Origin of the sequence: Kitasatospora sp. NPDC094016, from assembly GCF_040304045.1 — a bacterium.
Lineage (GTDB): Bacteria > Actinomycetota > Actinomycetes > Streptomycetales > Streptomycetaceae > Kitasatospora.
Genome location: NZ_JBEOUK010000003.1, coordinates 79,202 through 105,021 on the forward strand (window position 1 = coordinate 79,202; position 25,820 = coordinate 105,021).

The window sequence follows — 25,820 nt, forward strand, 5'->3', positions numbered from 1 at the left end:
GACCGCTCAGCCCGCGCATCCTTGGCAAGCCCGGCAAAGATCTAAAAGGGACACAACGATCCACGCTTAGATGCCATCATCACCCCATGGACTCGCATCGCCTCGATCAAGTTGCCAAACTTGCACAGATCATCTTTTGGGTGAGCACCATGGTTATTGCCTCAATGACCTACGTCAACGCCAAAAGAACCGTATTTCAACCCCTCAAGACCGAGGTTTTTAAGAAGCAAATTGAATCCCTCACGGAAGTCTTGAGGATTTTCGTCGGAAAGGAAGAGCTAGCCCTGAGGGGGGACTTTGACTTTGAGCTCCTAAGGCATGCAAATATTACAAAGATGTATGATGCATATGTGGCTCACGCATTCAACAGGGAGCGACCCTATGAGGATTTGGAGTACCGGGCCGAACTTTGCCCAACCATGATTGTTTCCATCGAACACCTTCAGCGCAACTTCACCCTCGTGGATGGCGACAAGCCCCCCTCTAGTAAAAATGAAGGGCAGGAGCTTTTGGCGAGACGGCGCGGATGGAAGTATTGCGCCGCCGAGATTTCACTCCCATCCACATATAGCGAGATGACCCAGCGGATTCGCGCAGCGCTTGAGGACCCGTTCCTCCCCTCGCCGATCGGGCGCGCCCTGGAGGACTACCTGGGCTTGGTCGAGAGAAACGCATTTCTAATTTCTCAAATTATTGCAGAAATGTCAGACCAGATGCCGCGCAGATACCCATCCGTCATGGACTTGGGCGATGCCCAGACGGAGTGGATCGAGAATCAGGTCCATGATCACTTCGAGGACCTTCGCCCGTCCGCAGAGAAGATAATCATGATGGCGCGTGACTACTTTAATTCAGATGGCTTGCTACCCAAGAAATCCACTTGGAAGTAAGAGTTATTCCGGTCGCCACGGGGGCGCGATCCCCAGCGCGAAAGCGCTCATAATGCGAAGCAATCAGGGCAGTTTAGAATCCGCGCAAGAATTTCCCTTGAGGCACCAATAAAGCCTTAGTCGCCAGATTATCGAGGCCCACTAAGTTTGACCGCTAGCAACACCAAATAGGCTGGCAAGCGGGCCAGGAATTATCCGGCCGCAAGCCAGCCCGAGCCCCGATCAGAACAAGGCGTCGGCGATTTGTTGCATCGATTCGACGATTGCTACGGCTCCAGCAGCGGCCAACTTGGCATCCTTCCCGGGCTTGTTCGCGTAGCCGATCGTCGACACGCCAGCAGCATTACCGGCTTCCACGTCCCGGGCTGCATCGCCGATGAACACGCACTCCGCCGGCTTGGCGCCCACGGCTTCCATGGCGTCCAGGAGGAGGCGCGGGTTCGGTTTCATGGACGACGGGTCCCCGGGAACTCGCCCGAAGACCCCGGTCACGTAGTCGCTCAGCCCGTGGTCCGTCAGGTATGCCTCGATCGCCGCGCCAGCGTTGTTGCTGACCACCGACACAGACCGGCCGGAGCGCGCGCAAGCCAGAAGAACCGATTCGCCGCCGGGATTCGGCGTACCGATCCGGACGGCCTCTGTTTCCAGCGCTGCAAGCGCCGCATCAGCGCTGGCAGCGAGATCCGGCCTGGCGTCGGCGACGAGACGCAGCAAGGCGAGCGGGTCCCTCTCGGTCTCGCCTGCGGCCGGGACCTGCTCGCTGCTGGCGAGCAGACCCTCACGAAGGCGCCGGGCCACCTCACGGGCGGGCAGACCAGCGAACACCGAGCACACCGGGCCGTCGAAGTCGAGCAGTACGTGCTTCACCGGGCGGAGCACGTCGACGAGCTGCTGCGGGGCGGCGCTCATGGCTGGCGCTCGTAGGCGATGGTGGACCACACGCTGTCGAACCACAGTTGGGCCTGCTGGACGTACTGCGACCCAAGCGAGGCATCGTCCGGCCCGGCTGCGTGGTGGAACAGGGTGGTGTCCTTGCCGGTCACGTCATAGAAAGTGTGGGCGGTGTCGTCCACCTTGATGGTCCGCTCGCGCAGCGGGTAGAAGCCGAAGAAGGCTTCCGAGCGGTTCAAGATGTAGAGCTTGAACAGGCTCGATGCCCGGTGCACCTTGACCTCGACGCTCGCCGATTGCACGAGCCCCAGCTCGGCCAGCACCTCCACCGAGTGGGCGATGCCGCCAGCGTTCGTCAGCGCGATGTTCCGTGCGCGCTCGCGAAGCGCAACCTCGTCCTTGAGCCCGTCGACCAGCACGGGGACGGCCATCGGCTCCGATGTGTCCGGCAGTAGCAGCCGCACTGCGATGGAATCGGGAGTCAGCCGGCCGGAGCGGACCTTGTCCAGCGGCTCCTGAAGCGCGTTGTGCAGCGTCTCGCTGGAGAAGCCGGCGAAGTCGAGCGTGACCTGCTGCTGCTCGAAAGCCGCTTCGAGGTGCGGCCGGAGGCCAACCGGTCGGGCCGTCCGCTCCCGGACGAACGAGCCGCTTCCCTGGCGCGTCACGATCAACCCCTCGGTCCGGAGCAGGTCGAGCGCCTTGTCGACGGTGCCGCGCGCCACGCCGAAGTGCTTGGCCAGCTCAGGGCCGGACGGAAGTTTGTCACCCGTCTCGAAGCCGGGCTGCTTCGTCAGGATCGAGGCCCGCAAACGGCTGCTGACCTGCTGATACGGGGGGCGAGAGTCATCCGGGTCTAGGGCCATACGCCAATGCTAGGGCAGGTGCCCAACAGGCGCGAGAAACCCAACTCTCTTGACCTGCCTAAGCAGGTTGTCTATGTTGTGAGTGTCGCACCAAGTGAGACAGGGGCGACACAGAGGGGCCTTCTTTGGGCTGCTCTGAGCTGCACAAATTCGCCCCGTGATGCGGGGCGGTAGCTGCCTAGGCAGGTGGCGCAAGCAGAGGCGGAGGACGCTGCAATCTCCGCAAAGGCCAGGGGACAGGGGCTTCGGCCCCGACTGGCGAGGTGGCCCGGCGACCGCGAGCAACGGCCGGAGAGTGGGGGCGCGGCCCCCCTTGCAGTGCGAATCCCTTGCCAGCCGACCAGAGAGGAAGTCCCGATGGACGTGATCTTCAGCGAGTCACATAGATCGCCTCGCCGAGCCACCGGCCGGTGAGGCCTCGACCAGCGATCACGGTGCCCGACGTGCCGCCGCCGAGGCGGAGGTACGCCGGGTTTCCGCGGACGCTCGTCGGCGTTCGGCCCAAAAACGGCTGCGGCCCCGGTGGTGGTGCACCGGGGCCGCTCAGGGCCGTCCCGTTGAAAGGAAACACGACCCGTGAAGAACATTGTTGCAGGCCAGATGGCCCTGACGGAGGACGAGTTCGCCGAACTGGCGCTCGGCCTCGCCACGGACTCGGAGTTCACCCGGCTGTTCACCGGAGTGCCCGGTGAGAACGTGGTCGAGCGCGAGGCCCGGATGGACGCCGCGACCGACATCCTCGCGGACCTGCGCCGGGAGGACCCGGAGCTGGCCGCCTACGCCGAGCGGCTGCTGAGCATGGCGCCGGTGCCGCTGCGGCGACCGGCCGTCATCCGCCGCACCGCCAGCGTCGAGCGGGTGGCGGCGTGACGACGAGCCCCGCGCTCATCGCGCTCACGTCCGCTCACCCCGCGCTCACGACGCGCTCACCGCGCACCCGGCGGTGGTCGCGGTGAAGGTGCCGACGAGCAAGGAACAGATCCGGTCGGCCGAGAAAGCGCTGGCCGTGGGCACGTGGACGATCACGCTGGGCGCGGTCCTCTACAGCATGCTCACGGTGACCCCGCTCATGTCCGGCCACAGCCCGAAGGGGTGGGAGTGGACGGCTCCGATCCTGCCGCTGGTCGTGGACGCGGCGGTGGTGATCGTGGTCCGCATGGACAGCACGCTCGCCCGTCTGGACGGTGACGGCGGCCGGTGGCCGGTCGTGCTGCGCTGGATGACCGGCGCCATGACGGTGCTGCTCAACGTGGGTCAGAGCGCGTTGGCTCACGACAAGGTCGGGGTGGCGGTCCACTCGGTGGCGCCGCTGCTGTTGATCGTCACGGCGGAGACCTCCCTGGCCTACCGGCGGGCGATCGCCGCCGCACTGGCCGACCGTGAGCGCCGTGAGCGCGATGAGCGGGCCGAGCGCGAAGACCGCGCCGAGGAGCGCCGCCGGCAGGAACGCGACGACCGGTTGGCCGAGTACGACCGCACCCGGCAGGCCGAGCGTGAGCGCCGTGAGCACGAGGAGCACATGGCCGACAAGCAGCGTGAGCACGAGCAGCATATGGCCCGCGAACAGCGGGACGAGCAGGCCCGGCGCGACGCTGCGGACCGCGTGGAACAGCAGCGCCGGCAGGACGCCGAGCGGGCCGATCGTGAGCGCCGTGAGCGCGTGGTGAGCGAGCGTGAGCGCCGTGAGCGCGAGCGTGAGCAGAGCGCCGCGCAGGACGTCGAACGGCTCCGGCAGGAACTCCTCTCCGCGCCCGCCGTGGATGGACGCCTGCCCGAGGACCTGGCCCGGCTGAAGGTCCAGGACTGCCTCGTGGCCAGCGTCCCGCAGCGGCGAGCGGTCGAACTGACCGGCTGGTCGGCCGGATGGGTCGCCAACCGCTACCGCGAATTCAGCACCGCCGGGGCGGAGCGGCCCGCCCTGCACGCCGTCCCTGCCACCAATGAAGAGACCACCCCCGCCGAGGAGGCATCGTGACCACCACCGACACCATCACGGCTGGCGCCCAGATCAACGCGGCCGGCGTCTTGCTCGCCCTCTTCACCGCTCACTCCGACCTGCCCGCGCCGAGGATCACCAGCGAGCGCGTCGTCGCCGATGAGCGCGACGCTGCGGGCGCCCTGGTCCTCACCGAGGGCCTGACCCTCGGCTTCCACTGCTCCACATCCCTCGCCGACTTCGAGCAGTGGCGCCAGCGCCTCGGCCTCGACCCGGCCGACGTCGACCTCGCCACGACGGGCATCTTCGCCTGGCTCAACGTCACCGCCACCTACGCCGGAACGCCGATCAGGCTGGTCGGCTACTTCGAGCTGCCCGAGACCGCCCCGGACGGCGAGCGGTGAGCCGCCCCCGCCACTGGGACCCCGACGGGGCTAGCCACGGCGGTACCCCCACCTACCCGTGGCGCATGGCTCCGGCGGGCTACTTCACCCGCCGCCAGCTCCGCGCCCGGGGTCTGCGCCCCGGCGGCCAGGACGTCGCCGCGCAGATCATGTGGCGCTCCCGCTACGGCGGCACCCGCCCCGCCTACCTCTACCGCCTCGCGCTGGCCCGGCCCGTGCGGCCGATGACCCCCGCGAAGGCCGCCGCCCTCGCCAAGGCCAACGCCGCGCGCCGCACCTGCCCGCTCTGCGGCACGGATGCCGGCTACGTGCTCCCCGCGCACCTCGGCACCTGCCTGACCTGCGCCGGTCCCGCCGCCCTCGCGGCCTGAAACCTCCCCTGTTCTGCTCCGCTGATCCTCAGCAAGGAGACCCCTGTCATGGCCCTGACCATGAGCGCGCCGCCCATCCCCCCGATCACCCCCGAGGACAAGGCCCGCGCCGCCGCCGGCGCCGACCGCGTGCTGACCGTCCAGGTCGGCAAGAACGGCGGCGCGAGGTGAAGCCGATCACCACCCTCCCGCTGGTCGGCCTCGTCCGCTGCGATGGCAGCGACAGCATCGCCTACCGCACCGACGCCCCCGTGCCGCTCAACGTCGTCAGCGGCCTGACCCGCGAGTCGTGGTGCAGCCGCGTGGCCATCACCGACGCCTCCGCCGACGGGATCATCCCCGCCGAGTTCCGCGCGATGTGCGTCTTCGAGGGCCAGCCGTTCGTCCTCACCGGCCTGATCGGACGGAGGAGCAACTGATGCTCGGCTTCGGCAAGAAGACCGCCGACACCCGGTCCGGCCAGCAGCGCAGGGCGAAGGCGGTACGCGCCGCCGACCGCGCGGGCCACGCCGCCATGGACTCCAAGATCCGCCGTACCACGGCCCTGGAGGCCAACCCCGTCCGCGCCTGGTGGCGCTCCTCCTGACCACCCGTCGGGCCCGGCTCCGGCCGGGCCCCTCACCAAGGAAGACACCTCATGGCCTACACGCTGTGCCTGCTGTTCCTGGTGGTCAACGCCGTGATCGCCGCCCTGTGCATCCGCGAGCTGATCCGCCGGGGCAGGTGGGACCGATGACGATCCCCCCGCCGCCGTCCCAGCCGCCCACCGCCGGCATGCCCACCCCCGGGCCCGAGCCCGTGGCCGAGTGGTGGCGCAAGTCCGGCCCCGTCATCCCTCCTCCGCCCCAGCCCCCGACCTCGGGTCTGCCGGACACCACCGTCCACACCCCGATCCCGATCGGCGCCGCCCCCACCACCCAGGCCGCCTCCATGGCGGCCGCCGCAGAGGCCTTCTGGGCCCCGGCCGGGAAGCTCTTCGCCGAGCAGGCCACGGCGATCGCCTCCCAGGTGGGAGAGCAGATCGGCCAACTGCTGACCGAGACCGAAGCCCAGCGCACCGCCCGCCAGCAGGTCGAGTACGAGCAGCTGCTCGCGGGCCAGCGAGCCCGGATGGACGCGGCGCTCGGCGCGGTCGGGGAGACCGCCCAGGAGCGCTCGGCGCGCCACCGCGTCGAGGACATCCTCACCCCGGACCGCCCCGCCCACCGGGACGACCTCGTCGGCCTGGTCGACCTCCTCGCGGACCGGATCTCCGAGACCCCGGAGGACCGGGCCGCCCGCCTGGAGGCCGCACGCGAGCTGGACAAGCAGCGCGCCCGCGTCCGGGAGGACGCCGCCCGCGCCGCAGCCGGGGAGACCCCCGCCCAGCGCGACCTGCGCCACCGTCAGCAGCGGCTCGCCGACCAGCGCGAGGCCAAGCTCCGGGCCCGCCGCCAGCACCGCAAGGCCGCCCGCGCCGCCGGCCCCACCGACCGCTTCCGCCGCTGGTGCGTTCTCACCGCCATCAGCGCGGTCGGCGGCTACGCGACCGGCCTGGTCCCGCTGATCACGCCGGGCGGGCCCTACGTCGGCCTGCTGCTGGCCGGTGCCGGCTGGGCCCTCGACCTCCACATGCGCGACTGGGGCCGCCTGCGCGTCTCCGAGGTGCGCCGTCCCGGGCCCCTCCTGATCCTCATCGCCACGCGCATCCCGGTCGCCTCCGGCCTCGCCGTCGCCACCGGCCTCGCCCCGCTCCTCAGCTCGCTCCCCCTCTAGACCACCAAGGAGACCCACCATGAGCAGCCTCATCGCGCTGGGCACCGGCGGCGCCGCGACCCTGACCACCGTCTACCTCTACGCCGGTGTGCGCGGCAAGAACAAGATCAACGTTGCCGACGAGGCCGTGCCGTACTGGTCGTTCGGCATCGGGCTCCTGGCCGCGAACGCCGGCGAGGCCTTCCAGCAGCTCGCGGGCATCGGCACGCAGCTCAGCGATGCGTTCCAGGGCAACGCCGCGCTGGGGGACTGGCAGACCGGCGCGACCGCCGGTCTCCTGACCATCGTGGTGTTCGGGTTCAAGGCCCGCCCCTGGAAGGACGCGATCTGCGGCGCCGTCGCCCCCTCCCTGTACGCCGCCGCCGGAGGCCTCTGGGCCCTGCCCGCGTCCATCTTCAGCGGCCTCATCACCTCGTTCGTGAAGTGACGGCCGCCATGGAGAAGATCTTCCCCACCGAGCGCGCCGTTCCCGGCCAGCGCATGCGCATCGTCGCCACCCTCGCGTGGCCGGTCACCGGCCTGCTCACCGGCACGCCTGTCCTCATCCGCAGGCTGACGGCCCCCCAGCGCGAGCGCCGCGCCGAAGCCGCCGAGCTCCAGACCCGGCAGGCCGAGCTCGACGCCCAGGCCGCGAAGGACGCTGAGGCCGCGTTCAAAAAGAAGCTCGCGGAGGCCGACCCCGCCAAGCGCCCCGCGATGCTCCAGGCCCGGGAAGCCGCCACGGTCGCCGCCCGGCAGGTCGAGCTGGAGCTGGCCAAAGCCTCCCGCAAGGAGAAGCGAAGCCGGGCGGGCGACGGCGCCGGTGCCGCCGCCCTGGTCCTGATCGTCGGAGGACCGCTGGTCTGGTCCCTCGCCCGCCCCCTCATCGAGCCCGGTATCGGCCTCCTGATCGGGGCGTGGTGGATAGCCGCCCTGATCCACGCCCCCACCCCCGACAAAACCACCCCGGCCGAGGCCGACCAGGAGGACCAGAAGCAGCCGGTGCCCGCCACCGAGGCCACCGATGAGGAGCCCACCGAGGAAGACCGTCAGGAGCCTCCCGAGGAGGACCGTCAGGAGGCCCCCAGGGCAGCCGCCCCGACCCCCGCCGACGCCCGCCACGCGGTAGCCCTCCTGGGGTCCGACGGCACCCACGTCGCCCTCACCGCCGTGACCGCCCATCTCGCCTCCGCGCACCCCCTCTGGAAGCGGTCCGGGAAGGCCGTCCGCGCACTCCTCCAGGAGGCCGGCATCACGGTCCGAGGAGGGGTGAAGGTCGAGGGCATCAGCGTGCCCGGCATCCACCACGACGACGTCCCCCCGCTCCCCTCCCCCACGACCACCACCCCCGGTCCCGGAGTTGTTGCAGGTCAGAGCAACAACAACAACCACAACAACGCCCGCGAGTGGACCACCCAAGAGGGGTTCGTCATGCGCGCCGACCCCGAGAACCCCGCCCGGACGATCATCGTCAGCCACACCACCGCCGCCTGACCCACCGACACGAAAGGCACCCCCATGACCGACCGCTGGCCCGACAAGGCCGTCCCGGACTTCACCACCGAGGAACTGTGCGCCGCGATCGAGCGGCACCAGGACGACCCCGACTCCGCGACCCAGAGCATCGTCCGCGACTGCATCCAGGAGTGGGAGCGCCGCCGCGGCCTCCCCCAGACCTGACCCCACACCCCCGCCCCACCGAAGCCCCCGCCAGCACCTGCCGGCGGGGGCTCGACCACACCCCGACACCAGTCACTGCGCCCCCGCCCGGGGCGCCCTCACCGACCAGCCCAAGCCCCACCACCCCAGGACACCTGAAAGGCCCACCGTGGACGACGACTTCGACATGTCCGACTTCGCCGACTACCCGACTCGCGAGGAGGAGAAGGCGTACGAGATCGCCCTCGACCTCGCCGACGAACAGCGCCGCGCCGAGGCCGAGCAGGCCGACCCGCGGCCCGGCCACACCGAGCTGTGCGAGGGCTGCCACGGCACCGGCGGCGGCTACGAGGACGAGGCCTGGGACGACGACGCCCAGGACTACGTCCCCATCGACTACGAGCACTGCCCCGAGTGCGGTGGCTGCGGCTACTACGACTGCGACGACACCTGCGAGGTCGCCCAGGACCCCGACGAGGCCTGACGGGCCTGTGCCGACCGCCGTGCCGCCCGGACACACCGCCGCAGCCAGCGGTCGGGGCCCGGGCGGTGCGGGGGACGGACATGCCCGCCCTGCTCGCCGACACGAGGAGTCCCCGTGTTCACCACCCGTCAGACGGCCTCCCAGCACATCGGGAGCCGCACCCACCAGGCAGACGCCACCGCCCACCACCACGACCCCGACACCGGCCGTCGGGTCTGGGTCCTGCTCGACGGCATCGGCGACCGCGTCCACACCGCCGCCTGGGTGGGTACCACCGCCCTCGCACTCGCCCGCCTGGCGGCCCGCCGCGGCGACCCCGGCGCCGCGATCCGGCAGATCCGGCCCGTCCTCCACGCCGACCGCGCCACGCTCGGCCACCCCGAGGACTGGCCGGCCGACGCCGCCGCGATCGTCGCCGTCCTCACCCCGACCGGGACCCTGGACATCGCCTGGGCCGGGGACTGCCGCGCCTACCTCGCCGACGGGGGCCGGGCGCGCCTGCTCACCACCGACCACAACAAGGCCGCCCGCCAGCGCCGCGAGGGCGGCGAGCCCGAGCCCGACGCCCACGACTACCTCACGTCCTCGCTGTGCTTCTCCACCGGCCGCGTCGACAGCGTCACCGTGCAGTTCCCGCTCCACTCGCGCGACGCCAGCCCTCGACGGCTCCTGCTCGCCTCGGACGGCGCCTACCTGCCGCACGAGCACGCCGGCACCCTGCCCCCGCCCAGCCCGGACGGCTCCCACCGGCACGGACCCGGCATCAAGACCCCCGTCCTCACCGGCGCCCCCGAAACCGTCGCCCGGCACCTCACCGACCTCGCCGTGAAGGCCGACCCGAACGGGGCCGACAACGCCACCGCCGTGGTCATCGACCTGCACCCCGTCGACTGATCAGGCGAATCACAGCCCGGCCCTGTAGATCAGCTGGTCCCCGCCGCGTGCTGCGGGGACCAGCGCCCTGGACGTTAGGCCAGCGGAAAGCCATCGAAGCCTGCGCCATCGCGGACAACGAGAGCGATTCCAAGATCGGCCAGCAGAGCCCGAAGGTCCTTGCCCGGGTCTCCCGGCAGCAACACCGCGAGCCGCAGGCCCTCCGGGGCATCGATGTGGCGGCGATAGTCGAAGAGCTGACCGATCGCCATGCGGACGTCGTCGCGGCGAACAGTGCCCTTGGCCTCGTACAGCACGTTGTCGGTGACGTCGTACAGGTCCGTCTTCAGCGTGGTGGCCACGCCCTCCACTGAGATCTGGAAGCGCTTCACCGTGTGGCCGGCAGCGACCAGCTGGGCCTTGTACGCCTTGGTCAGCCGGCCTTCCCGCCGCTGGATGGTCCGCTGACCACCGGGGATGTTCGCCACCGCCTCGTCCGTGGCGTGTTCCTCCGTCTCGACCTGTGACGACGACGGCCCCGCCGGCACCACGTCCTCAACGTCGGCGTCGAGGTCCACCACGGCGTGCTCGGTCGCCGGCGGGATCGCGTCCGCCAGCGTGAACTTCGGCGGAAACTCGGCCTGCGGGTCCGGCCGCAGATGGAACACGATCACCGACCGCTCCACGTCGTCCCTGCCCGGCGCGCGCCGCCGCTCGAAGGGTTCGACGGTGTCCAGCACCATCTGCCCGATGTAGCGCTGACGCTTGCCCTTCTTTTTCTTACCGGTGACCGGGTCGATCACGTTCCCGTCCGCCACGAACAAGTGAACTGTGCGCACGTCCTCACGGTGATCCCGGAGAGCCTTGTTTCCGTCGGTGAACTCCTGGTCACCGAAAGGCCCCTCGCCGGTGTACAGGTACAGCGGCCCACGGTCGTCGTCCTCAGCCTGGCCATCGAAGGTGTAGCCGTGCAGCTCCCCAACCTTGGGGTCGGAGTACACGAACACCATTTTGGACTCGACCGCCGGCTCAATGCCTCCGTACCAAGCACCGCCGTAAGCCGCGGCGACGTCCGCGCGGGTGGTCAACAGTCCCGGAACGAGCTCAAGGTCATGGTTCGCCATGCCCGGACTCTAACCCCCTGGTCTGACAGGACAGTTCGCCCAGCGGGGCCCGCCCTGCACGAGTGAACAACGCCCCACGTCTCAGGAGCCCCGATGGCACCTGCCCTGGACTGGCGCGACGCCTCCCACTTCGACCGCACCGGTGACCGCCCGTGCCACTGGTGCCGACGCCCCACCCCACTGCGCGACGAGCAGTACAGGCCCTCACACAAGGTCTGCGCCGAGCGCGCCGCCGACAGGAAGGACCCCGTGAACAGCAACCCGCAGATGACGGCCGCGCTCGCGGCGGCCGAACGGGGACGGCGGGTGTTCCCGCTGGCCCCCGGCTCGAAGTACCCGGCGCTGCACAGCAAGGAGGACTGCCCCGGCACCGGGCCGTGTGAGGGCGCCCACCTCGGGTGGGAGCACCGGGCCACCACCGACTCTGACGTGATCCGCCGCGCGTGGCAGGTGGCCCCGTACAACATCGGCCTGGCCTGCGGGCCCTCCGGCCTGCTGGTGGTCGACCTGGACGTGCCCAAGCACCGCCGCGACACCCCGCCCGCTCACTGGGCCGAGCAGGGCATCACGGACGGGCGGGACGTGTTCGCCGCGCTGTGCCGGCAGCACGGCCAGCCCTTCCCGCAGACGTACGAGGTCCGCACCGGCCGCGGCGGCGCCCACCTGTACTTCGCCGCCCCCGCCGACGTGGTCCTGCGCAACACCTGCGGGGAGAAGGGCAACGGCCTCGGCTGGAAGATCGACACCCGGGCCCACGGCGGCTACGTCGTCGCCCCCGGCAGCACCGTCAACCACCGCCCCTACACCGTCGTCAACGACACCAACCCGATCCCTCTCCCCGAATGGCTGCTCGGCCTGCTCACCCCCAAGCCCGCCCCGGCGGTCGTGGTGGACGCGACGGCGGTGCGGGCCCGGATCGGGCGCCTCGGCCCGTACGTCGACACCGCCGTAGCCCGCGAGACGGCCAAGATCAAGGCAACCCGCGAGGGCGGGCGCAACGACCGGCTGTTCGCCTCCGCCGCCGCCCTCGGCCGCCTCGTCGCCTCCGGCGCCCTGCCCGAGGCCGACGCCGCAGACGCCCTGCTGAGCGCGGGCCTGGAGGCCGGTCTCGGGGAGGCGGAGTGCAGGCGCACCATCGCCAACGGCCTCGCCCGGGGCGCCGGAGCGGTGGGGCGTGCCGCATGAGCAACCGTCACCCGTCCTGCGCCGAGGAGAAGCGCTTCTCCTCGGGGCATCGCCCGAGGCGGTGGGCCGCGTGACCGCCCTCACCCCGCCGTCCGGGTCGCTGTTCACCGACGGCTGGGAAGACACCGTCCCGGGTGCGCTCGCCGCCGAGCCACCCGTGTGGGAGGAGCCGATCCCGCTCGGCCGGGCCCGCTCCCTACCGCTGTTCCCAACGGACGCGCTGCCCAAGTGGCTCGGCGACATGGTCGCCGCCGTCGCGGAGGAGACCCAGACGCCCGCCGACCTGGCCGGCGGCATGGCGCTGGCTGCGCTGTCCACAGCCTGTGGAGGGCGGGCAGTCGTCTCCGTGCGCGGGCGCTGGCGCGAGCCGGTGAACCTGTACCTGGTCACCGCCTTGCCGCCCGGCAACCGCAAGTCCGCCGTGGTCGCCCTCATGAGCGCACCCGTCCTCGCGGTCGAGAAGACCTTGGTGGAACGGGCCACCGCCCAGATCGCCGAGGCGGAGGTCACCGCCAAGCTCGCCCGCTCCGCCGCCGAGAAGGCCGCCCACAAGGCCGCCAACGCCGACCCGAGCGACCAGGACAAGCTCACCGCCGACGCGATCAGCCTCGCCCAGACCGCCGAACAGACGGTCGTCCCGGTCCGCCCCCAGCTCATCGCCCAGGATGTCACCGCCGAGAACGCCGCAACCCTGCTCGCCGAGCAGGGCGGGCGCCTGGCCCTGATGTCCGCCGAGGGCGGCGGCGTCTTCGACATCATCGCCGGCCGCTACAGCGGCAAGCCCAACATGGACGTCTTCCTCCAAGGCCACGCCGGGGACATGCTCCGCGTCAACCGGCAGGGCCGCGACGCTCTGTTCGTCGAAGCCCCCGCCCTCACCATGGGGCTGGCCATTCAACCGTCCGTCCTGGAGGACATCGCCAAGGTCCAGGGCTTCGACGGCCGCGGCCTGCTCGCCCGCTTCCTGTATGCCGTCCCGGAATCCCTGGTCGGCTACCGCAACCTCGAACCCGACACGGTCCCGGACGACGTCGCGGATACCTACGCCGAGAAGGTCCGCACGCTCACCCTGGCCATGGCCGAGTGGACCGACCCCGCCGTCCTCACCCTCAGCCCCGAGGCCGCCGCCGTCATGCTCGAACACCGCCGAGACGTCGAGCACAAGCAGCGCCGCGGCGGCATCCTGCGCCCGATCACCGAGTGGGCCAGCAAGCTCGACGGCGCCGTCGCCCGCATCGCCGGCCTGCTCCACCTCGCCGACCACCCCCACGACGGGTACACCATGCCGATCAGCGCGGACACCCTCACCGCCGCCGCCCGCATCGGCACCTACTACACCGCCCACGCCCTGACCGTCTTCGACGCCATGGGTGCCGACCCCGCCCTCGCCAAGGCACGCGTCGTCCTGGCCTGGCTCCAGGCCAACCCTGCTGACAGCCACACCAAGCGCGAGATCTTCCGGGGCCTGCCCAGCGGGGCCTTTCCCGCCGTCGCCGACCTGGACCCGGTCCTTGCTCTCCTCGAAGACCACGGCTGGATCCGCCAGGAGACTGCCCCGCCCCGCACTTCCCGAGGCGGACGCCCCCCGTCCCCCCGCTACGCGACCCACCCCCAACTCGCCCAACCCATCGCCTAACCCGCTGACACAACCGACAGAACCGACAGAACCCCACCTCGCCCCGCCGACCTGCACGGATGCCCGTACCGGCCCGAGTGACGGAACCGGACGCAAACCCTGACACAACCCACCCCGCCGGCAGACCCGGGGATTCTGTCGGAGTTTCCATTCGGTTCCGTCACCCACTTCAGCAATCGCAAAAGCCAAGCTCAAAGCCCCGGAGAAGGGGTTCTGTCGGTTCTGGCGGTTCTGTCAGCCCAGACCGAACCCATCCTCTGATGCTCCAACGTCCCCGCCCCTGTCTCGCAGTCCACAGCCGTGCGGCGTAACTCTCACAACCGCCAATGGAGGCGCCGCCGTGGCTACTCAGGACCAGAAACTGAAGCTCGCTGCCGTGCTCGAAGAGCTGGACATGTCCCGCTCCGCCTTCTACCGGATGGTCGCTCGGGGAGCGGCCCCGAAGCTCCTGAAGCTCCCCAACGGCCAGATCCGGGTCCGCCGGAGCGACCTCGACACCTGGTGGGCCGCACAGGAGCAGGACGCTGCCTGACTCACGACGCCGTCCTCAGTGGCCCCGGTCTTCCCGGGGCCACTCGTCTGGAGATCCGATGCTCTCGTTCGACGTACATCTCTGGAAGATCCGCGACCTACGCCGGGGGCGGAAGCCGTTTCAACTCCGTTGGCGCGTAGGTCCGCAGGAGCACTCGCGCACCTTCGCCACGTTTCCGCTCGCGGACGGACGGCGGGCGGAGCTGCTGGCCGCCCGAAACAAGGGTGAGCCGTTTGACGTCGAAACGGGCCTACCGGGATCGGAGTTGCGGGAGCTCCGAGAGAAGGAAGCCCGGGTGACCTGGTTCGACCACGCGGTGAAGCACGCCGAGGTGAAGTGGGACGGCGACTCCGCGAAGGAGCGCGCGGCCCGCGCTGACGGCCTGGCCACCATCACGCCGGCCTTGGTCACCGACCAGCGCGGCGCCCCGCCCCACAAGGTTCTGCGGCGGGCGCTCTCCTGCTGGGCGTTCAACTTCTCGGAGCACCAAGGGGAGCCCCCGGCGGACGTGGCGGCCGCGCTCGACTGGATCGCCAAGAAGTCCGTCCCGGTCTCTCAGTTGGACGACTCCGACACCCTCAGGAAGGCCCTCAAGGCCATCACCCTGAAGCTCGACGGCAAGCGCGCCGCCGACAACACCATCAAGCGCAAGTACGCCACGTTCAGCGGCGCCCTGCGATACGCGGTCGAGCGCAAGCTCCTCACCGCAAACCCCCTGAAGTTCGTGGACTGGGAGCCCCCGGAGACCGTCACGGAGATCGACTGGCGCTACGTCCCCGGGCCACGCCAGGCCCGCGATCTGGTCGAGGCAGCACAGACCCTCAGCGCCCGGGGGCGCCACCTGTCGGCGTTCTTCGGCTGCACCAACTGGGCGGCCATGCGGCCGGCCGAGGTAACCAACCTGCGACTGGCGGACTGCACGCTCCCGGAGGAGGGTTGGGGCCTGATCGTGGCCCCTGGCAGTTCGCCCCGTGTTGGGTCCCGGTGGACGGACGACGGACAGTCCCACGAGGAACGCGGGCTCAAGCACCGGGCGCGGGACGCCACGCGGGACATCCCGATCCCACCGGTGTTCGTACGGATGCTCCGGGCCCACGTCGAGGAGTTCGGTCTCGGTGTGGACGGGCGCCTGTTCCAGGCGGCCGGCGGCGGTCTCGTGGCCACCAAGGAGACCTCCGACACCTGGAAGCGGGTTCGGGACCTGGTGCTCACCCCGGAGCAGGCCAAGACAGAGTTCGCCGACGTTCCGTACTCGCTGCGGGCCACATGCGTCTCCGGATGGCTGGCCGCCGGGCTAGACCCGACCGAAGTCGCTTACCGGGCCGGGCACAGCGTGGCCGTGCTGTACCAGTTCTACGCCAAGGTGATCGACGGCCGCCGCGAGCGGTCCAACGCCCTGATCGAGAAGTTCCTCACCGAGGAGTACGACCAGGGGTGATGGTCGCGGAACCGTTCCGCAGGTGTTCCGCGCGCACTGGGTCGAACAGGGACGCAGGTGGGACAGCCCGGGACAGAATCGAAAAAGGCGGGTATCGGCTTGTTGCCGATACCCGCCCTGAGCTGGGTGTTCCTCACCAGCGGAGAGCGTGGGATTCGAACCCACGGTGACGGGTCACGCCACGACAGTTTTCAAGACTGTTCCCTTAGGCCGCTCGGGCAGCTCTCCAGGCGGAGGTCAGCCTAACGGGTCCGGCGGGGTTCGGTGCACACCGTTTCGTGCGGGTGGGGGTCAGCTGTCGCCGTCCCGCTGGCCGAGGGTGACCTTGGTGTTGAACTGCTGGCCGTTGCGGGTGTACTCGACGTCGACGGTCTCGCCGGGCTTGTGCGTCCAGATCCGGCTGACCAGGGCGGGGCCGTTGTCGATCGGCACTCCGCCGAGCTTGGTGATGACGTCGCCCGGCTTGAGACCGGCCTTGTCGGCGGCGCCGCCGGGGGTGACGGCGGGCTGGCCCTGGATGTCGCGGGACTGGATCTGCGCGCCGTCGCCCTTGTAGTCGTCGTTGCGCAGCACGTCGAGCTTGGCGTAGACCGGCTTGCCGGTCTTGATCAGGGTGTCGGCGACCCACTTGGCCTGGTTGATCGGGATGGCGAAGCCGAGGCCGATGCTGCCGGCCCGGCCGTTGGCGGAGGCGTTGGACTGGATCGCCGAGTTGATGCCGATCACCGAGCCGCTGGAGTCGAGCAGCGGGCCGCCGGAGTTGCCGGGGTTGATGGAGGCGTCGGTCTGCAGCGCGTTCATGTAGGAGGACTGGCCGCCGGTCTCGTCGCCGGAGGCGACCGGGCGGTCCTTGGCGCTGACGATGCCGCTGGTGACGGTCGACTCCAGGCCGTACGGCGCACCGATCGCGACGGTGGCGTCACCGACGTTGACCTTGTCGGAGTCGGCCAGCGGAAGCGGGGCCAGCTTGCTCTTCGGCGGGTTGTCGATCTTGACCACGGCGACGTCGTAGCCCTCGGCGTGGCCCAGCACGGACGCGTTGTAGGACGTGCCGTCGGCGAACTTGACGGTCAGTTTGCCGCCGTTGAGGGTCGGCGCGACCACGTGGTTGTTGGTGAGGATGTGGCCCTCGGTGTCGAAGACGAAGCCGGTGCCGGTGCCGGACTCGCCGTTGCCCTGCGCCTTGATGGTGACGACGCTGGGCAGCGCCTTCTGCGCGATGCCGGCGATCGAACCGGGGGCGGGCTCGTTCTTCTGGGTGTTGCTGGCCTGGACGGTGGTGCTGCGGTGGTCGTCGGCGCTGTTGGTGCTGTCGTTGCGGTCCGCGACGGTCACGCCGAGCGCACCGCCGGCCACGCCGGCGACCAGCGCGACGGCGGCGATCAGGGCGACCAGGCCGCCGCCGCGCTTCTTGCGCGGGCCGCCGGGGCCGCCGGGGTAGTCGGCCGGGTAGCCGAGCGGTCCGGCCGGGCCGCCCGGGTAGCCCGCGCCGCCGCCGGCGTCGTGGGCGGCACCCCAGCCGCCGAGCGGCTGGCCGGCGCCGAACGGGTGGTGGCCGGGCGCGGGGTGCGCGGCGGGCGCGCCGGGGGCGGCCGGGGTGCCGTACGGGTCGTGCGGGCCGGCGGCGGGGACGCCGTGGGCCGGGGTGGCGTACGGGTTGGCGCCCGACGGCAGGGCCGGGCTCTCGGCGACGGGTGCGACGGGTGCGACGGGTGCCGCCGGCGCGGCCGGGACCGGCGGGGCGGGCGGCAGGACCGGCGGCGGCGCGTCGATGTAGCCGGCGGCGGCGTCGACCGGGGCGGCCGGCGCGTCGGCGACCGGCGCGGCCGGGGCCTGCGGGGCCTGCGGGGCCACCTCCGGCGCGGGGACCTTGGTGAAGGCCACGGTGGGCTGGTACCCCCCCTCGGCCGGAACACCATCGGCCGCGACGCCCTCCGTCGGCGCGGCCTCAGCCGGTGCGGCCTCGGCGGCCGGAGCGGCCCCGGGCTCGGGGACCCGGCCGAAGGCCAGTGTCGGCTGGTGCCCGCCCGAGGCGTGACCGTCGGAAGCGGGAACAGCCGCCGCCTGGCCGCCCGAGGGCTGCTCCCCCTGCGGCCCGGTGGGCCCAACCTCGCGCTCGGTGCTCACGAACGACCTCCATAGCTGACAGAACCAAGGACCATAGTTTTTCGTACTGCCGATTCGATTGCCGTAAGGACCCCTCTGAATAACTCATAAGAATCCTTAGCCGCCGCCGACAGCCGGGCCGCCGACCAGGCTGTCCTGCGCCGACGACTGGAGGCTCCCCCACCTCCGCCGGGCGTCCCGCGATGCGGGCCGCACACCCCGTGGCCTTGGCGTTCACCCCCGGGCCGGTTAGCCTGTCGCTCACAACTGACACGCGGGAGCTTGGACCAACCAGGCTGAGAGTGCGCTGGTCGACCGTACGCCACGGGATCGTGGGCGGACCGTCGAGGGGGCGCAGACCGCCGGAACCTGTCCGGGTAATGCCGGCGTAGGGAGTATCGGCCATGTCGCCTGCTTCGCCATCCTCTTCTTCGGACGCGCCCGCGTCCAAGGGTTTCCCGGAACCGTCCCCGGCCGCTGACGGCGGTGACAGCGGGCGCACCGGCCCCACCGGCACGGCGACCGCCGTCCTGGACCGCCCGGAGCGTACCGAGGCGCCGCTCGTGCTGGACACCGAGCCGCCGCGCACGCTGCGCTTCCGGGACCACTTCGCGCTCTGGATGAACCTGGGCGTCAGCCTGATCGGCTTCTCCACCGCCGCGACCGTGCTCGGCGCCAAGGGCAGCGAGCTGTCGCTGGCCGCCGCGGTGACCGCGATCGTGGCCGGCACCGTGGTCGGCACCGCGATGCTCGGCGTGGCCGCGCTGATCGGGGCCCGTACCGGCGCGCCCGCGATGGCGAACCTGCGCGGGCTGTTCGGCACCCGGCTGTCGTACGTCCCGACGGTGCTGAACATCGTCCAGTGCGTCGGCTGGGGCGTGTTCGAGCTGCTGACGATCGCGGCGGGCGCGCAGACCGTCGCCCACACCGACGGCTACCGCTGGCTGTTCGTGCTCCTGGCGGGAGCGCTGACCACCGCGCTGACCATCTGGCCGCTGGGCTCGATCGCGGTGCTGCGCCGCTTCGTGGCCGGTGCGGTCGCCGTCGCGATGGTGTACTTCACCGTCCAGCTGGGCCGCCAGGGGGTGCCCGACCCGGGCGCCGGCAACTGGCACGGCTTCCTGGGCGCCACCGACGCGATGATCGCGGTGTCGATCTCCTTCGTCCCGCTGGCCGCCGACTACACCCGGCACTCGCGCACCGCGCGCTCGGCGTTCTGGGGCAGCTTCTCCGGCTACACGATCGCCCAGGTCTGGTGCTACGTGCTCGGCCTGATGGCGCTGCTGCAGTCCGGCGGCGACCCGAACAGGATCTTCGACTCCTTCCTCGGCGTCTGGGCCGGCTGGCTGTTCCTGCTGGTGCTGGTGCTGCGCGAGACGGACCAGTCCTTCGCCAACGTGTACTCGACCGCGATGTCGGTGCAGAACCTGCTGCCGAAGGTGGACCGCCGGGTGCTGACCGGCGGGATCGGCCTGCTGATCACCGTGCTGGCGCTGCAGATCGACAAGTTCACCGACACCTACACCAACTTCCTCGGCCTGATCGGCTCGGTCTTCGTGCCGCTGCTGGCGGTGCTGGCGGTCGACTACTTCTTCGGCGCCGGCCGGTACGGCTGGAACCTCTCCGCCGACGCGCCCTCGCGCCGCCTGATGCTGCTGCCGTGGGTGCTGGGCTTCGCGGTCTACCAGTTCATCGCGCCGACCGCGGTGGCCGGCTGGTGGACGGACTTCTGGACCTCCGCCCAGGCCGCCCTGCACTTCACCCCGCAGGAGTGGACGTCCGCCTCGCTGTTCGCCTTCCTGGTGCCGGCCCTGGTCACCTGGGCTCTCACCCCGCTGACCCGCAGGGCGGCGCAGAGCTGACCGACCGGCACCGAAGACGGCCCCGCGGATTGGGGCCGTCTTCGCCTGCGCGTCACTTCCGCCGCCTATCGTGGGGCCCGTGACCAGCACAGACCCGTCCTCGACGGCGGCGCGCACCACGCCGCCCGTCCAGGTGATCGCCCACCGCGGTTCCTCGCACGCCCTGCCCGAGCACACCCTGGCGGCGTACCGGCGCGCGCTCGACGAGGGCGCGGACGCGGTCGAGTGCGACGTCCGGCTGACCGCCGACGGCGAGCTGGTCTGCGTGCACGACCGCCGGATCGGCCGGGTCTCCAACGGCCAGGGCACCGTCTCGGCGATGACGCTGGCCGAGCTGGAGGCGTACGACTTCGGCGCCTGGAAGACCGGCCGCCCCAGCACCGACCCCGAGCTGCGCGGCGTGCTGCGGCTGGAGCGGCTGCTGGAGCTGGTGGTGGACTGCGGCCGCCCGGTGGACCTGGCGATCGAGACCAAGCACCCGGTGCGCTACCGCGGCCGGGTGGAGACCGAGCTGCTGCGGACGCTCGAACGCTTCAAGATCGGCGCGAGCCGGGAGGGCGAGCGCCCCTCGGCCCGGATCATGAGCTTCTCCTCGGTGGGGCTGAACCGGGTGGCGGCCTCGGCGCCGGAGTACCGGCGGGTGTTCCTGTTCGAACGGACCCTGCCGCTGCTCGGCCGGCTGCGCCCGGGCTCCCCGCTGCCGGGCGGGGCGCGGATCGCCGGGCCCGGCATCGACCTGGTGCGGGCCCGCCCGCAGTTGGTGACGCGGCTGCGCGAGCTGGGGCACGAGGTGCACGTGTGGACCGTGGACGAACCGGCCGACGTGGAACTGTGCCTGGAGCTCGGGGTGTCCGCGATCATCACCAACCGGCCCGCCGAGGTCCTGGCGCAGCTCGGTCGGTGATCCGGCGTCGGTCCGCGGGGCCGCCGCAAATCCACCCGCAAAGCCCGGACACAACCTGATCGTTCTGGTCGGCAGTCAAACCTTCCGGGCGCGTTATTGCCGGAATTCATGCGCCGGTGCGACGCAGGGTGAGCACGGAATGACCTCAGGTCCACCCTCGGTCGCAATCGCTTGAAATGTCCTCGCGGGATCGTCCGGCGGTCGTTTCCGACGCATTACCAAGGGGCATCTCTCCCTCGGCATACGCTGAAGGAGGTCCGGGGGTGGCGTTGATGGTGGCGCGTGAAGTGCCGACTTCATCGACCATGGCAGTGCCGCACGGCCCAGCGAGTGTCGGGGTCGCACGGCGCCGACTGCGTCGAGATCTCGGCGACCGGCAGATACCGGAGCCGGTCATCGATGATGCCGTACTGATCCTTTCCGAACTGCTGAGCAACGCCTGTCGGTACGCCCGTCCGCTCGGCCCGCTGCGGGCCCTGGGGCGCGGCGCCCGGGCCGAGGTGGTGGACCAACTGCTGGTCGGCGTCCCCTCCGGGACGCACTGCGCCCCGGGCGGCCGGGAGCACGAGGAGCACGGGAGCGGAACGGACGGCGGCGTGCTGGTCCGCTGGCAGCTGCACGCCGACGGCGTGCTCACCCTGGAGGTCACCGACGGCGGCGCGACCACCCGGCCGCTGCCCGCAGGACCCTCGCTGACCTCGCGCGGCGGTCGCGGCCTGAACATCGTCGACCAGCTGGCCAGCGACTGGGGCGTGCGCGACGCGCCCGGCGAGGTGACGGTCTGGGCGGCGCTGCCCGCCCGGGCCCGGCACGCCCGGCGCACCGGTGGTGACGCCCGCAGCGCCTGAACCGACGCGCGCTCCTCACCCGTCCGCCCGGCGCGTGCCCGCGCGCCGGGGGAACGTCAGTAGGCTGCCCGGAGCAAAGGACCACCGTTCCCGGGAGAGCCGCACCATGGGCAAGAAGGCCGCCAAGAAGGCGCCGCAGCGTCAGTCCACCACCGCCGTCGCGGGCGAGGTCCCCGTGGTGGGGGCCCGCGAGAACTGCCCCTGCGGTTCGGGCCGCCGGTACAAGGCCTGCCACGGCCGGGAGGCCTCGCACGCGGTGCAGGAGCTGGTGCACCGCCCGTTCGAGGGCCTGTCGGGCGAGGCCGACTGGGTCGCGCTGCGCGAGCTGGTGCCCGCCGCCACGGTGCCGCTGACGCTGGCCGCCGGGGTGGCCGAGGGCGCCGTCGGCGAGGTCCCGTCGGTGACCCTGGCCACCGTGCTGCCGCTGGCCTGGCCGGCCCTGCGCCGCCAGGACGGCTCCATCCTGCTCGGCCTGCAGACCCAGTCCTCCTCCGGCGACCTCAGCCGCGACCTCGCGGACGCCCTGGAGCTGGCGCTGGCCACCGAGCCGGGCAACCCGGTGCCGTCCCGCCGGACCGAGGCGGGCGGACGCCGGCTGCAGGACCTGCTGGACGTCACCGCCGCGTTCACGCCGGCCGTGCACACCGGCTTCGAGTTCTGGCTGGAGGACGCCGAGACCGCGACCGGCGAGGTCGCCGCCTCCCTGGAGCGCGCCAACGCCTCGGCCATCCCGACCGAGAAGCTGGCGAGCGCCGACGCCGCCTACTGGTGCGGCACCCCCGACAAGAACCACCTGCGCTGGGTGATGACCGTGCCCGAGGAGCGGCTGCTGGACGCGCTGGCCCGGCTGAGCGCCGCCGACCAGTCCTCGCTCGGCCCGGACACCCGCCTGGTCGGCTCGTTCCGCGCGCACGGCCTGACCGTCCCGGTCTGGGACCTCCCGCTCGCCATGACCGCCGCCGACTGCGAGAAGCCGGCCGCCGAGTTCGCCGAGCGGCTGGCCTCGGTGCTCGCCGACGAGACCCCGCTGACCGCCGAGGAGCGGCGCGCCCGCGCGAACCTGGTGAACCGTCAGGTCACCTTGAACTAAAGCGCCCGGGATCCGGGTGATACGCGTCACATTGTCGCCATGAAGCCGCAATTTCCGGGCGGGCAGGGCGTCTTGGAAATTGGCGCGGGCGCGGATCCTTGTTACTGTCTAAAGAGTCCGGCCGCTGGTGCATCCCCCGTCGCCAGCGGCCGGATCTTTTGTTTTCCGCAGGGCCCCGACGAGCGGCCCCCGGGAACGGACCGGCGGATCAGTACGCCGAGCGACCGCTGTCCAACCGGACCGTCGCCTCCACCAACTCGCCCAGCAGCGGCCCGACCTGCGGCAGCCACACCCCGCCGTCGGCGTCCGGGCGCGGGGCCAGCACCCAGCGCACCCGGCCGGCCGCTCCGCCGGGCGGCAGCGGCAGGAAGCCGTCCACCCCGTGGTAGCGCAACGAGCCTGGCACCCAAGGGAGTTGAGCGAGCATCTCGCCGAGCGCGTCCAGCGAGTACGGGGCCACCAGCAACGCGTACCGGCCCGGCATCGCCAGCACCGGACCGAGCGGCAGCCGCAGCGCGCCCAGGTAGACCAGCGCCCGGGCGCCGGCCGCCGCCGGGAGGCTGACCGCCGAGACCACCGAACCGGTGGCGGCCAGCACCGGAGCGTCCGGGCTCTGCCGCTCCCACCACCAGCGCACCATCCGGGCGTCCGTGGTGGCGGCCAGCAGCGACGGGTCGTGCGGGTGCGCGCCCGGCACGACGCAGTCCTGGTCGCCGCAGGAGCACTGACCGCCGCGCAGGACGGCCCCCGGCACCACGGGCCAGCGGTGGTCGACGGCGGCCGTCAGGGCCGCGGCGAGCCGGGCAGGGCGCTGACGTGCGACGTCGTCCTGGACGGGGTGGTGGGGGGTGGCGGGCGGACACGGATCTTTCGGGTTCTCACGCATGGCGCTCGTTCCTTTCCCTGACCGCTCGGTTCGCTCCGGCCCGTCGGCACCGCCGGGACTCGTCACGCGGACCCGCGGTGGCACGGCCCCGAAGGCGCGAAGGGGGGCGGGCGGCATGGCGGGCGGCGCGGCGACGACGTGGATCACGGTGTGGAGCACGACATGAGAAGGGCCACGCACTGAAACAGCCCCTGGAACGAGAATCCCGTATGCGACCGGATGGACGCCGCCCGGGCGCGCTTGGTTCCACCGTACGAGTGAGAGACTTCCGGCCAGCCCGGGCCCCGGGCGGCGCGGGCATACGATCCGGACGGCCGCCGGGTCCGTCCCCTCCCTTCTGCCCGCTCCCGGTCCCCTCCATGCCTCCCGGCCGGACCGGCGCGCGGCCAGGCCGTACGCGCCCCCCGACCGGGTCTCGCGGATGTGGAACAGGCCACCGCGTCGTCCTGGATCTGGACATGCCCCAAATGGCCTGTGTAGAAGTGGTGGCATTGCTGTCGATCAATGACGAGTAGTAGCGAATCGAGGCGAAACGCGCCCTTTGGCCGTCATCGCTCCACACCGGCCGTACCTGGGGGTTCCGCATGGCACGTAGCACGTCAGGAGTGGCGGCATGACCGAGTCCCACCCGTCGTCGTCGACACCCTCCGAGCCGGGCGAGCCCGGCAGCGCCGGCGGGCTGACCGTCCTCGAGCCACCGGGCTTCCCCGGCCCCGCCGACGCGCAGGACGGCGCGGCGGACGTCCGCACGGCACCGGCCGCCGGGGTGCAGGACCGTTTGGCCGGACGACTGTCCGATTTCACCAGCCTGCACCGGCACACCGAACAGCTCGCCCGCGCCCGCGGCCTCGCCGACACCCTGGACACCGTCCTCGCCTCCGGCGCCGCCCTGCTCGGCGCCCGCCGCGGCGTCCTGGTCACCCGGATGCCCGGCGGCCGGCCCGGCCAGCCCGTCGGCCTCGGCCTCGACCGCGCCAGCCTCGGCGCGCTGGAGACCGTCCCGCCCGAGCAGAGCCTGCTCGCCAGGCTGCTGCGCGAACAGGACCGGCCCGAACGGCTGCACTCCCCCGACCTCGCCGAGGACCCGGCCACCGGCGCCCGGCTGCGCGAACTCGCCACCCAGCTCGGCCTCGGCGGCTGCTACGGCCTGCCGCTCGCCACCGAGGAGGACGGCCCGCTCGCCGCCGCCCTCTGGTTCTACGACGAGCCCGCCGAACCCACCGAGCGCCAGCGCGAGCTCGCCCACCGCTACGCCGGGATCGCCGCCCCGCTGCTCGCCAAACAGCTGGAGGCGGACAAGGTCCGGCGCACCACCGAGGCGCTGCGCCGCGGCCTGCTGCCCGACCGGCTCCCCCAGCCCGCCGGCCTGCGGCTGGCCGCCCGGATCCTCCCGGCCGGCCTGGACCGCTCCTGCGGCAGCGACTGGTACGACGCCATCCCGCTGCCGGACGGCACCGTCGGCCTCACCGTCGGCTCCGTCTCCGGCGACGGCCCCGGCGCGGGCCCCGGCTCCGCCCCCGGCGCGGCCGCCGCGATGGGCAGGATCCGGGCCGCGCTGCGCGCCTACGCCGTCCTGGAGGGCGAGGACCCGGTGTCCGTCCTCGGCGACCTGGAACTGCTGCTCAAGACCACCGAGCCGGCCCGCACCGCCACCGCCGTCTACGCCTGGGTGGAACCCGAGGAGCGCCGGATCACCCTGGCCGGCGCCGGCCACTGCCCGCCCGTCCTGGTCGGCCGGCACGGCGCCGAGTTCGTGGAGACCTCGCTCTCCGCCCCGCTCGGCATGCTGGCCTGCTGGGAGGCCCCCGGCGTCGAGCTCACCGCCGACCGCGGCGACACCCTGCTGCTCTACACCGAGGGGCTGGCCCGCCGCTGCGGCCCGACCCTGCACGCCGGCCAGGCCAACCTGCGCCGGGCCGCCGCCGACGCCCCGCGCGACGTGCGGATCGACCCGGACCGGCTCTGCGCCCACCTGCTGGCCGTCTGCCCCGACCCCGGCCCCGGACCGGCCACCGACGACCTGCTGCTGCTCGCGGCCCGCTTCGCATAGCCGCCCCGAACAGTCGTCCCGACCCCGAACGGGCGAGCGGCCGGGCGTCCGTAC

Annotated in this window: 28 protein-coding genes, 1 tRNA gene and 1 riboswitch; of the genes, 23 read left to right on the forward strand and 6 right to left on the reverse strand. The window is 71.7% G+C overall.

The genetic code is table 11. From position 1 onward, the window contains the following. The first annotated feature begins 140 nt into the window (after window positions 1-140). Window positions 141-890, forward strand: a complete 750-nt coding sequence (locus tag ABT015_RS03845) for a hypothetical protein (RefSeq protein ID WP_350876464.1) — start codon at window positions 141-143, stop codon at window positions 888-890. Window positions 891-1,112: 222 nt separating this feature from the next. Here the strand turns inward: ABT015_RS03845 and ABT015_RS03850 are convergent, their stop codons facing one another. Further along, window positions 1,113-1,799, reverse strand: a complete 687-nt coding sequence (locus tag ABT015_RS03850) for an HAD family hydrolase (RefSeq protein WP_350876466.1) — start codon at window positions 1,797-1,799, stop codon at window positions 1,113-1,115. Further along, on the reverse strand, window positions 1,796-2,644 hold the full coding sequence (locus ABT015_RS03855) for a GntR family transcriptional regulator (RefSeq protein WP_350876468.1): 849 nt from the start codon (window positions 2,642-2,644) through the stop codon (window positions 1,796-1,798). The genes ABT015_RS03850 and ABT015_RS03855 overlap by 4 nt, the downstream gene beginning before the upstream one ends. A gap of 576 nt (window positions 2,645-3,220) precedes the next feature. On the opposite strand from ABT015_RS03855, the gene ABT015_RS03860 reads away from it, so the two are divergent. From ABT015_RS03860 to ABT015_RS03920, 13 genes are all read left to right on the forward strand, one after another. Continuing rightward, on the forward strand, window positions 3,221-3,514 hold the full coding sequence (locus tag ABT015_RS03860) for a hypothetical protein (RefSeq protein WP_350876470.1): 294 nt from the start codon (window positions 3,221-3,223) through the stop codon (window positions 3,512-3,514). An 82-nt stretch (window positions 3,515-3,596) separates the two neighbouring features. Then, window positions 3,597-4,619, forward strand: a complete 1,023-nt coding sequence (locus tag ABT015_RS03865) for a DUF2637 domain-containing protein (RefSeq protein WP_350876472.1) — start codon at window positions 3,597-3,599, stop codon at window positions 4,617-4,619. After that, the gene (locus ABT015_RS03870; protein WP_350876474.1) at window positions 4,616-4,984 is read left to right on the forward strand and encodes a hypothetical protein; all 369 of its coding nucleotides are present in this window, start codon (window positions 4,616-4,618) and stop codon (window positions 4,982-4,984) included. The genes ABT015_RS03865 and ABT015_RS03870 overlap by 4 nt, the downstream gene beginning before the upstream one ends. Next, the gene (locus ABT015_RS03875) at window positions 4,981-5,355 is read left to right on the forward strand and encodes an RRQRL motif-containing zinc-binding protein (RefSeq protein ID WP_350876476.1); all 375 of its coding nucleotides are present in this window, start codon (window positions 4,981-4,983) and stop codon (window positions 5,353-5,355) included. The genes ABT015_RS03870 and ABT015_RS03875 overlap by 4 nt, the downstream gene beginning before the upstream one ends. Before the next feature lie 48 nt (window positions 5,356-5,403). Then, a complete protein-coding gene (locus ABT015_RS03880; protein ID WP_350876479.1) occupies window positions 5,404-5,526 on the forward strand; it encodes a hypothetical protein in 123 nt (40 codons plus the stop codon). Continuing rightward, complete coding sequence (locus ABT015_RS03885) at window positions 5,523-5,774, forward strand: hypothetical protein (RefSeq protein WP_350876481.1); 252 nt, start codon at window positions 5,523-5,525, stop codon at window positions 5,772-5,774. Before ABT015_RS03880 ends, ABT015_RS03885 begins: the two co-directional genes overlap by 4 nt. Continuing rightward, window positions 5,774-5,941: a hypothetical protein gene (locus ABT015_RS03890; protein ID WP_350876485.1), complete on the forward strand. Its 168-nt coding sequence runs from the start codon at window positions 5,774-5,776 to the stop codon at window positions 5,939-5,941. Before ABT015_RS03885 ends, ABT015_RS03890 begins: the two co-directional genes overlap by 1 nt. Before the next feature lie 146 nt (window positions 5,942-6,087). Continuing rightward, entirely contained in the window at window positions 6,088-7,110 is a 1,023-nt protein-coding gene (locus ABT015_RS03895) for a hypothetical protein (protein WP_350876487.1), read from the forward strand. A gap of 19 nt (window positions 7,111-7,129) precedes the next feature. Beyond that, window positions 7,130-7,537 (forward strand): hypothetical protein, encoded by a 408-nt coding sequence (locus tag ABT015_RS03900; protein WP_350876489.1) that lies wholly within the window; start codon window positions 7,130-7,132, stop codon window positions 7,535-7,537. 8 nt (window positions 7,538-7,545) lie between these two features. Beyond that, window positions 7,546-8,583, forward strand: a complete 1,038-nt coding sequence (locus ABT015_RS03905; RefSeq protein ID WP_350876491.1) for a hypothetical protein — start codon at window positions 7,546-7,548, stop codon at window positions 8,581-8,583. 24 nt (window positions 8,584-8,607) lie between these two features. After that, entirely contained in the window at window positions 8,608-8,769 is a 162-nt protein-coding gene (locus ABT015_RS03910) for a hypothetical protein (RefSeq protein ID WP_350876493.1), read from the forward strand. Between the two features lie 148 nt (window positions 8,770-8,917). Further along, window positions 8,918-9,232, forward strand: a complete 315-nt coding sequence (locus ABT015_RS03915; protein WP_350876495.1) for a hypothetical protein — start codon at window positions 8,918-8,920, stop codon at window positions 9,230-9,232. Between the two features lie 114 nt (window positions 9,233-9,346). Next, on the forward strand, window positions 9,347-10,126 hold the full coding sequence (locus ABT015_RS03920) for a PP2C family serine/threonine-protein phosphatase (RefSeq protein WP_350876497.1): 780 nt from the start codon (window positions 9,347-9,349) through the stop codon (window positions 10,124-10,126). Window positions 10,127-10,200: 74 nt separating this feature from the next. On the opposite strand, the gene ABT015_RS03925 is transcribed toward ABT015_RS03920, so the two are convergent. Further along, the gene (locus ABT015_RS03925) at window positions 10,201-11,229 is read right to left on the reverse strand and encodes an SRA domain-containing endonuclease (protein WP_350876499.1); all 1,029 of its coding nucleotides are present in this window, start codon (window positions 11,227-11,229) and stop codon (window positions 10,201-10,203) included. A 93-nt stretch (window positions 11,230-11,322) separates the two neighbouring features. Here ABT015_RS03925 and ABT015_RS03930 point away from each other — a divergent pair, with 93 nt between their 5' ends. The 4 genes from ABT015_RS03930 (at window position 11,323) to ABT015_RS03945 (ending at window position 16,020) form a co-directional block, all read left to right on the forward strand. Next, window positions 11,323-12,414: a bifunctional DNA primase/polymerase gene (locus ABT015_RS03930; RefSeq protein ID WP_350876501.1), complete on the forward strand. Its 1,092-nt coding sequence runs from the start codon at window positions 11,323-11,325 to the stop codon at window positions 12,412-12,414. Window positions 12,415-12,484: 70 nt separating this feature from the next. Then, the gene (locus ABT015_RS03935; protein WP_350876503.1) at window positions 12,485-14,050 is read left to right on the forward strand and encodes a YfjI family protein; all 1,566 of its coding nucleotides are present in this window, start codon (window positions 12,485-12,487) and stop codon (window positions 14,048-14,050) included. Window positions 14,051-14,390: 340 nt separating this feature from the next. Next, on the forward strand, window positions 14,391-14,582 hold the full coding sequence (locus ABT015_RS03940) for a helix-turn-helix transcriptional regulator (protein ID WP_350876505.1): 192 nt from the start codon (window positions 14,391-14,393) through the stop codon (window positions 14,580-14,582). A gap of 295 nt (window positions 14,583-14,877) precedes the next feature. Then, window positions 14,878-16,020, forward strand: a complete 1,143-nt coding sequence (locus ABT015_RS03945) for a tyrosine-type recombinase/integrase (protein WP_350876507.1) — start codon at window positions 14,878-14,880, stop codon at window positions 16,018-16,020. 140 nt (window positions 16,021-16,160) lie between these two features. Here ABT015_RS03945 and ABT015_RS03950 read toward each other — a convergent pair. Together ABT015_RS03950 and ABT015_RS03955 are read right to left on the reverse strand one after the other, a co-directional pair. After that, a tRNA-Ser gene (locus ABT015_RS03950) sits at window positions 16,161-16,248 on the reverse strand. A gap of 63 nt (window positions 16,249-16,311) precedes the next feature. Next, entirely contained in the window at window positions 16,312-18,147 is a 1,836-nt protein-coding gene (locus ABT015_RS03955; RefSeq protein WP_350876509.1) for a S1C family serine protease, read from the reverse strand. A 243-nt stretch (window positions 18,148-18,390) separates the two neighbouring features. After that, window positions 18,391-18,538, forward strand: a riboswitch (TPP riboswitch). Between ABT015_RS03955 and ABT015_RS03960 the strand changes: the two genes are divergently transcribed. The 4 genes from ABT015_RS03960 (at window position 18,531) to ABT015_RS03975 (ending at window position 22,830) form a co-directional block, all read left to right on the forward strand. Beyond that, entirely contained in the window at window positions 18,531-19,988 is a 1,458-nt protein-coding gene (locus ABT015_RS03960; RefSeq protein WP_350876511.1) for a purine-cytosine permease family protein, read from the forward strand. (Overlaps the previous riboswitch by 8 nt.) Window positions 19,989-20,067: 79 nt before the next feature. Then, window positions 20,068-20,892: a glycerophosphodiester phosphodiesterase family protein gene (locus tag ABT015_RS03965; RefSeq protein WP_350876514.1), complete on the forward strand. Its 825-nt coding sequence runs from the start codon at window positions 20,068-20,070 to the stop codon at window positions 20,890-20,892. 305 nt (window positions 20,893-21,197) lie between these two features. Beyond that, window positions 21,198-21,740 carry an ATP-binding protein gene (locus ABT015_RS03970; protein WP_350876516.1) on the forward strand — a complete coding sequence of 181 codons (543 nt, stop codon included), beginning with the start codon at window positions 21,198-21,200 and terminating at the stop codon, window positions 21,738-21,740. A 106-nt stretch (window positions 21,741-21,846) separates the two neighbouring features. Beyond that, a complete protein-coding gene (locus tag ABT015_RS03975; protein ID WP_350876519.1) occupies window positions 21,847-22,830 on the forward strand; it encodes a DUF5926 family protein in 984 nt (327 codons plus the stop codon). 208 nt (window positions 22,831-23,038) lie between these two features. Here ABT015_RS03975 and ABT015_RS03980 read toward each other — a convergent pair whose 3' ends face one another. Further along, on the reverse strand, window positions 23,039-23,716 hold the full coding sequence (locus tag ABT015_RS03980) for a bifunctional DNA primase/polymerase (protein ID WP_350876521.1): 678 nt from the start codon (window positions 23,714-23,716) through the stop codon (window positions 23,039-23,041). 613 nt (window positions 23,717-24,329) lie between these two features. Between ABT015_RS03980 and ABT015_RS03985 the strand changes: the two genes are divergently transcribed. Beyond that, a complete protein-coding gene (locus tag ABT015_RS03985; RefSeq protein WP_350876524.1) occupies window positions 24,330-25,766 on the forward strand; it encodes a PP2C family protein-serine/threonine phosphatase in 1,437 nt (478 codons plus the stop codon). Window positions 25,767-25,820: the final 54 nt, after the last annotated feature.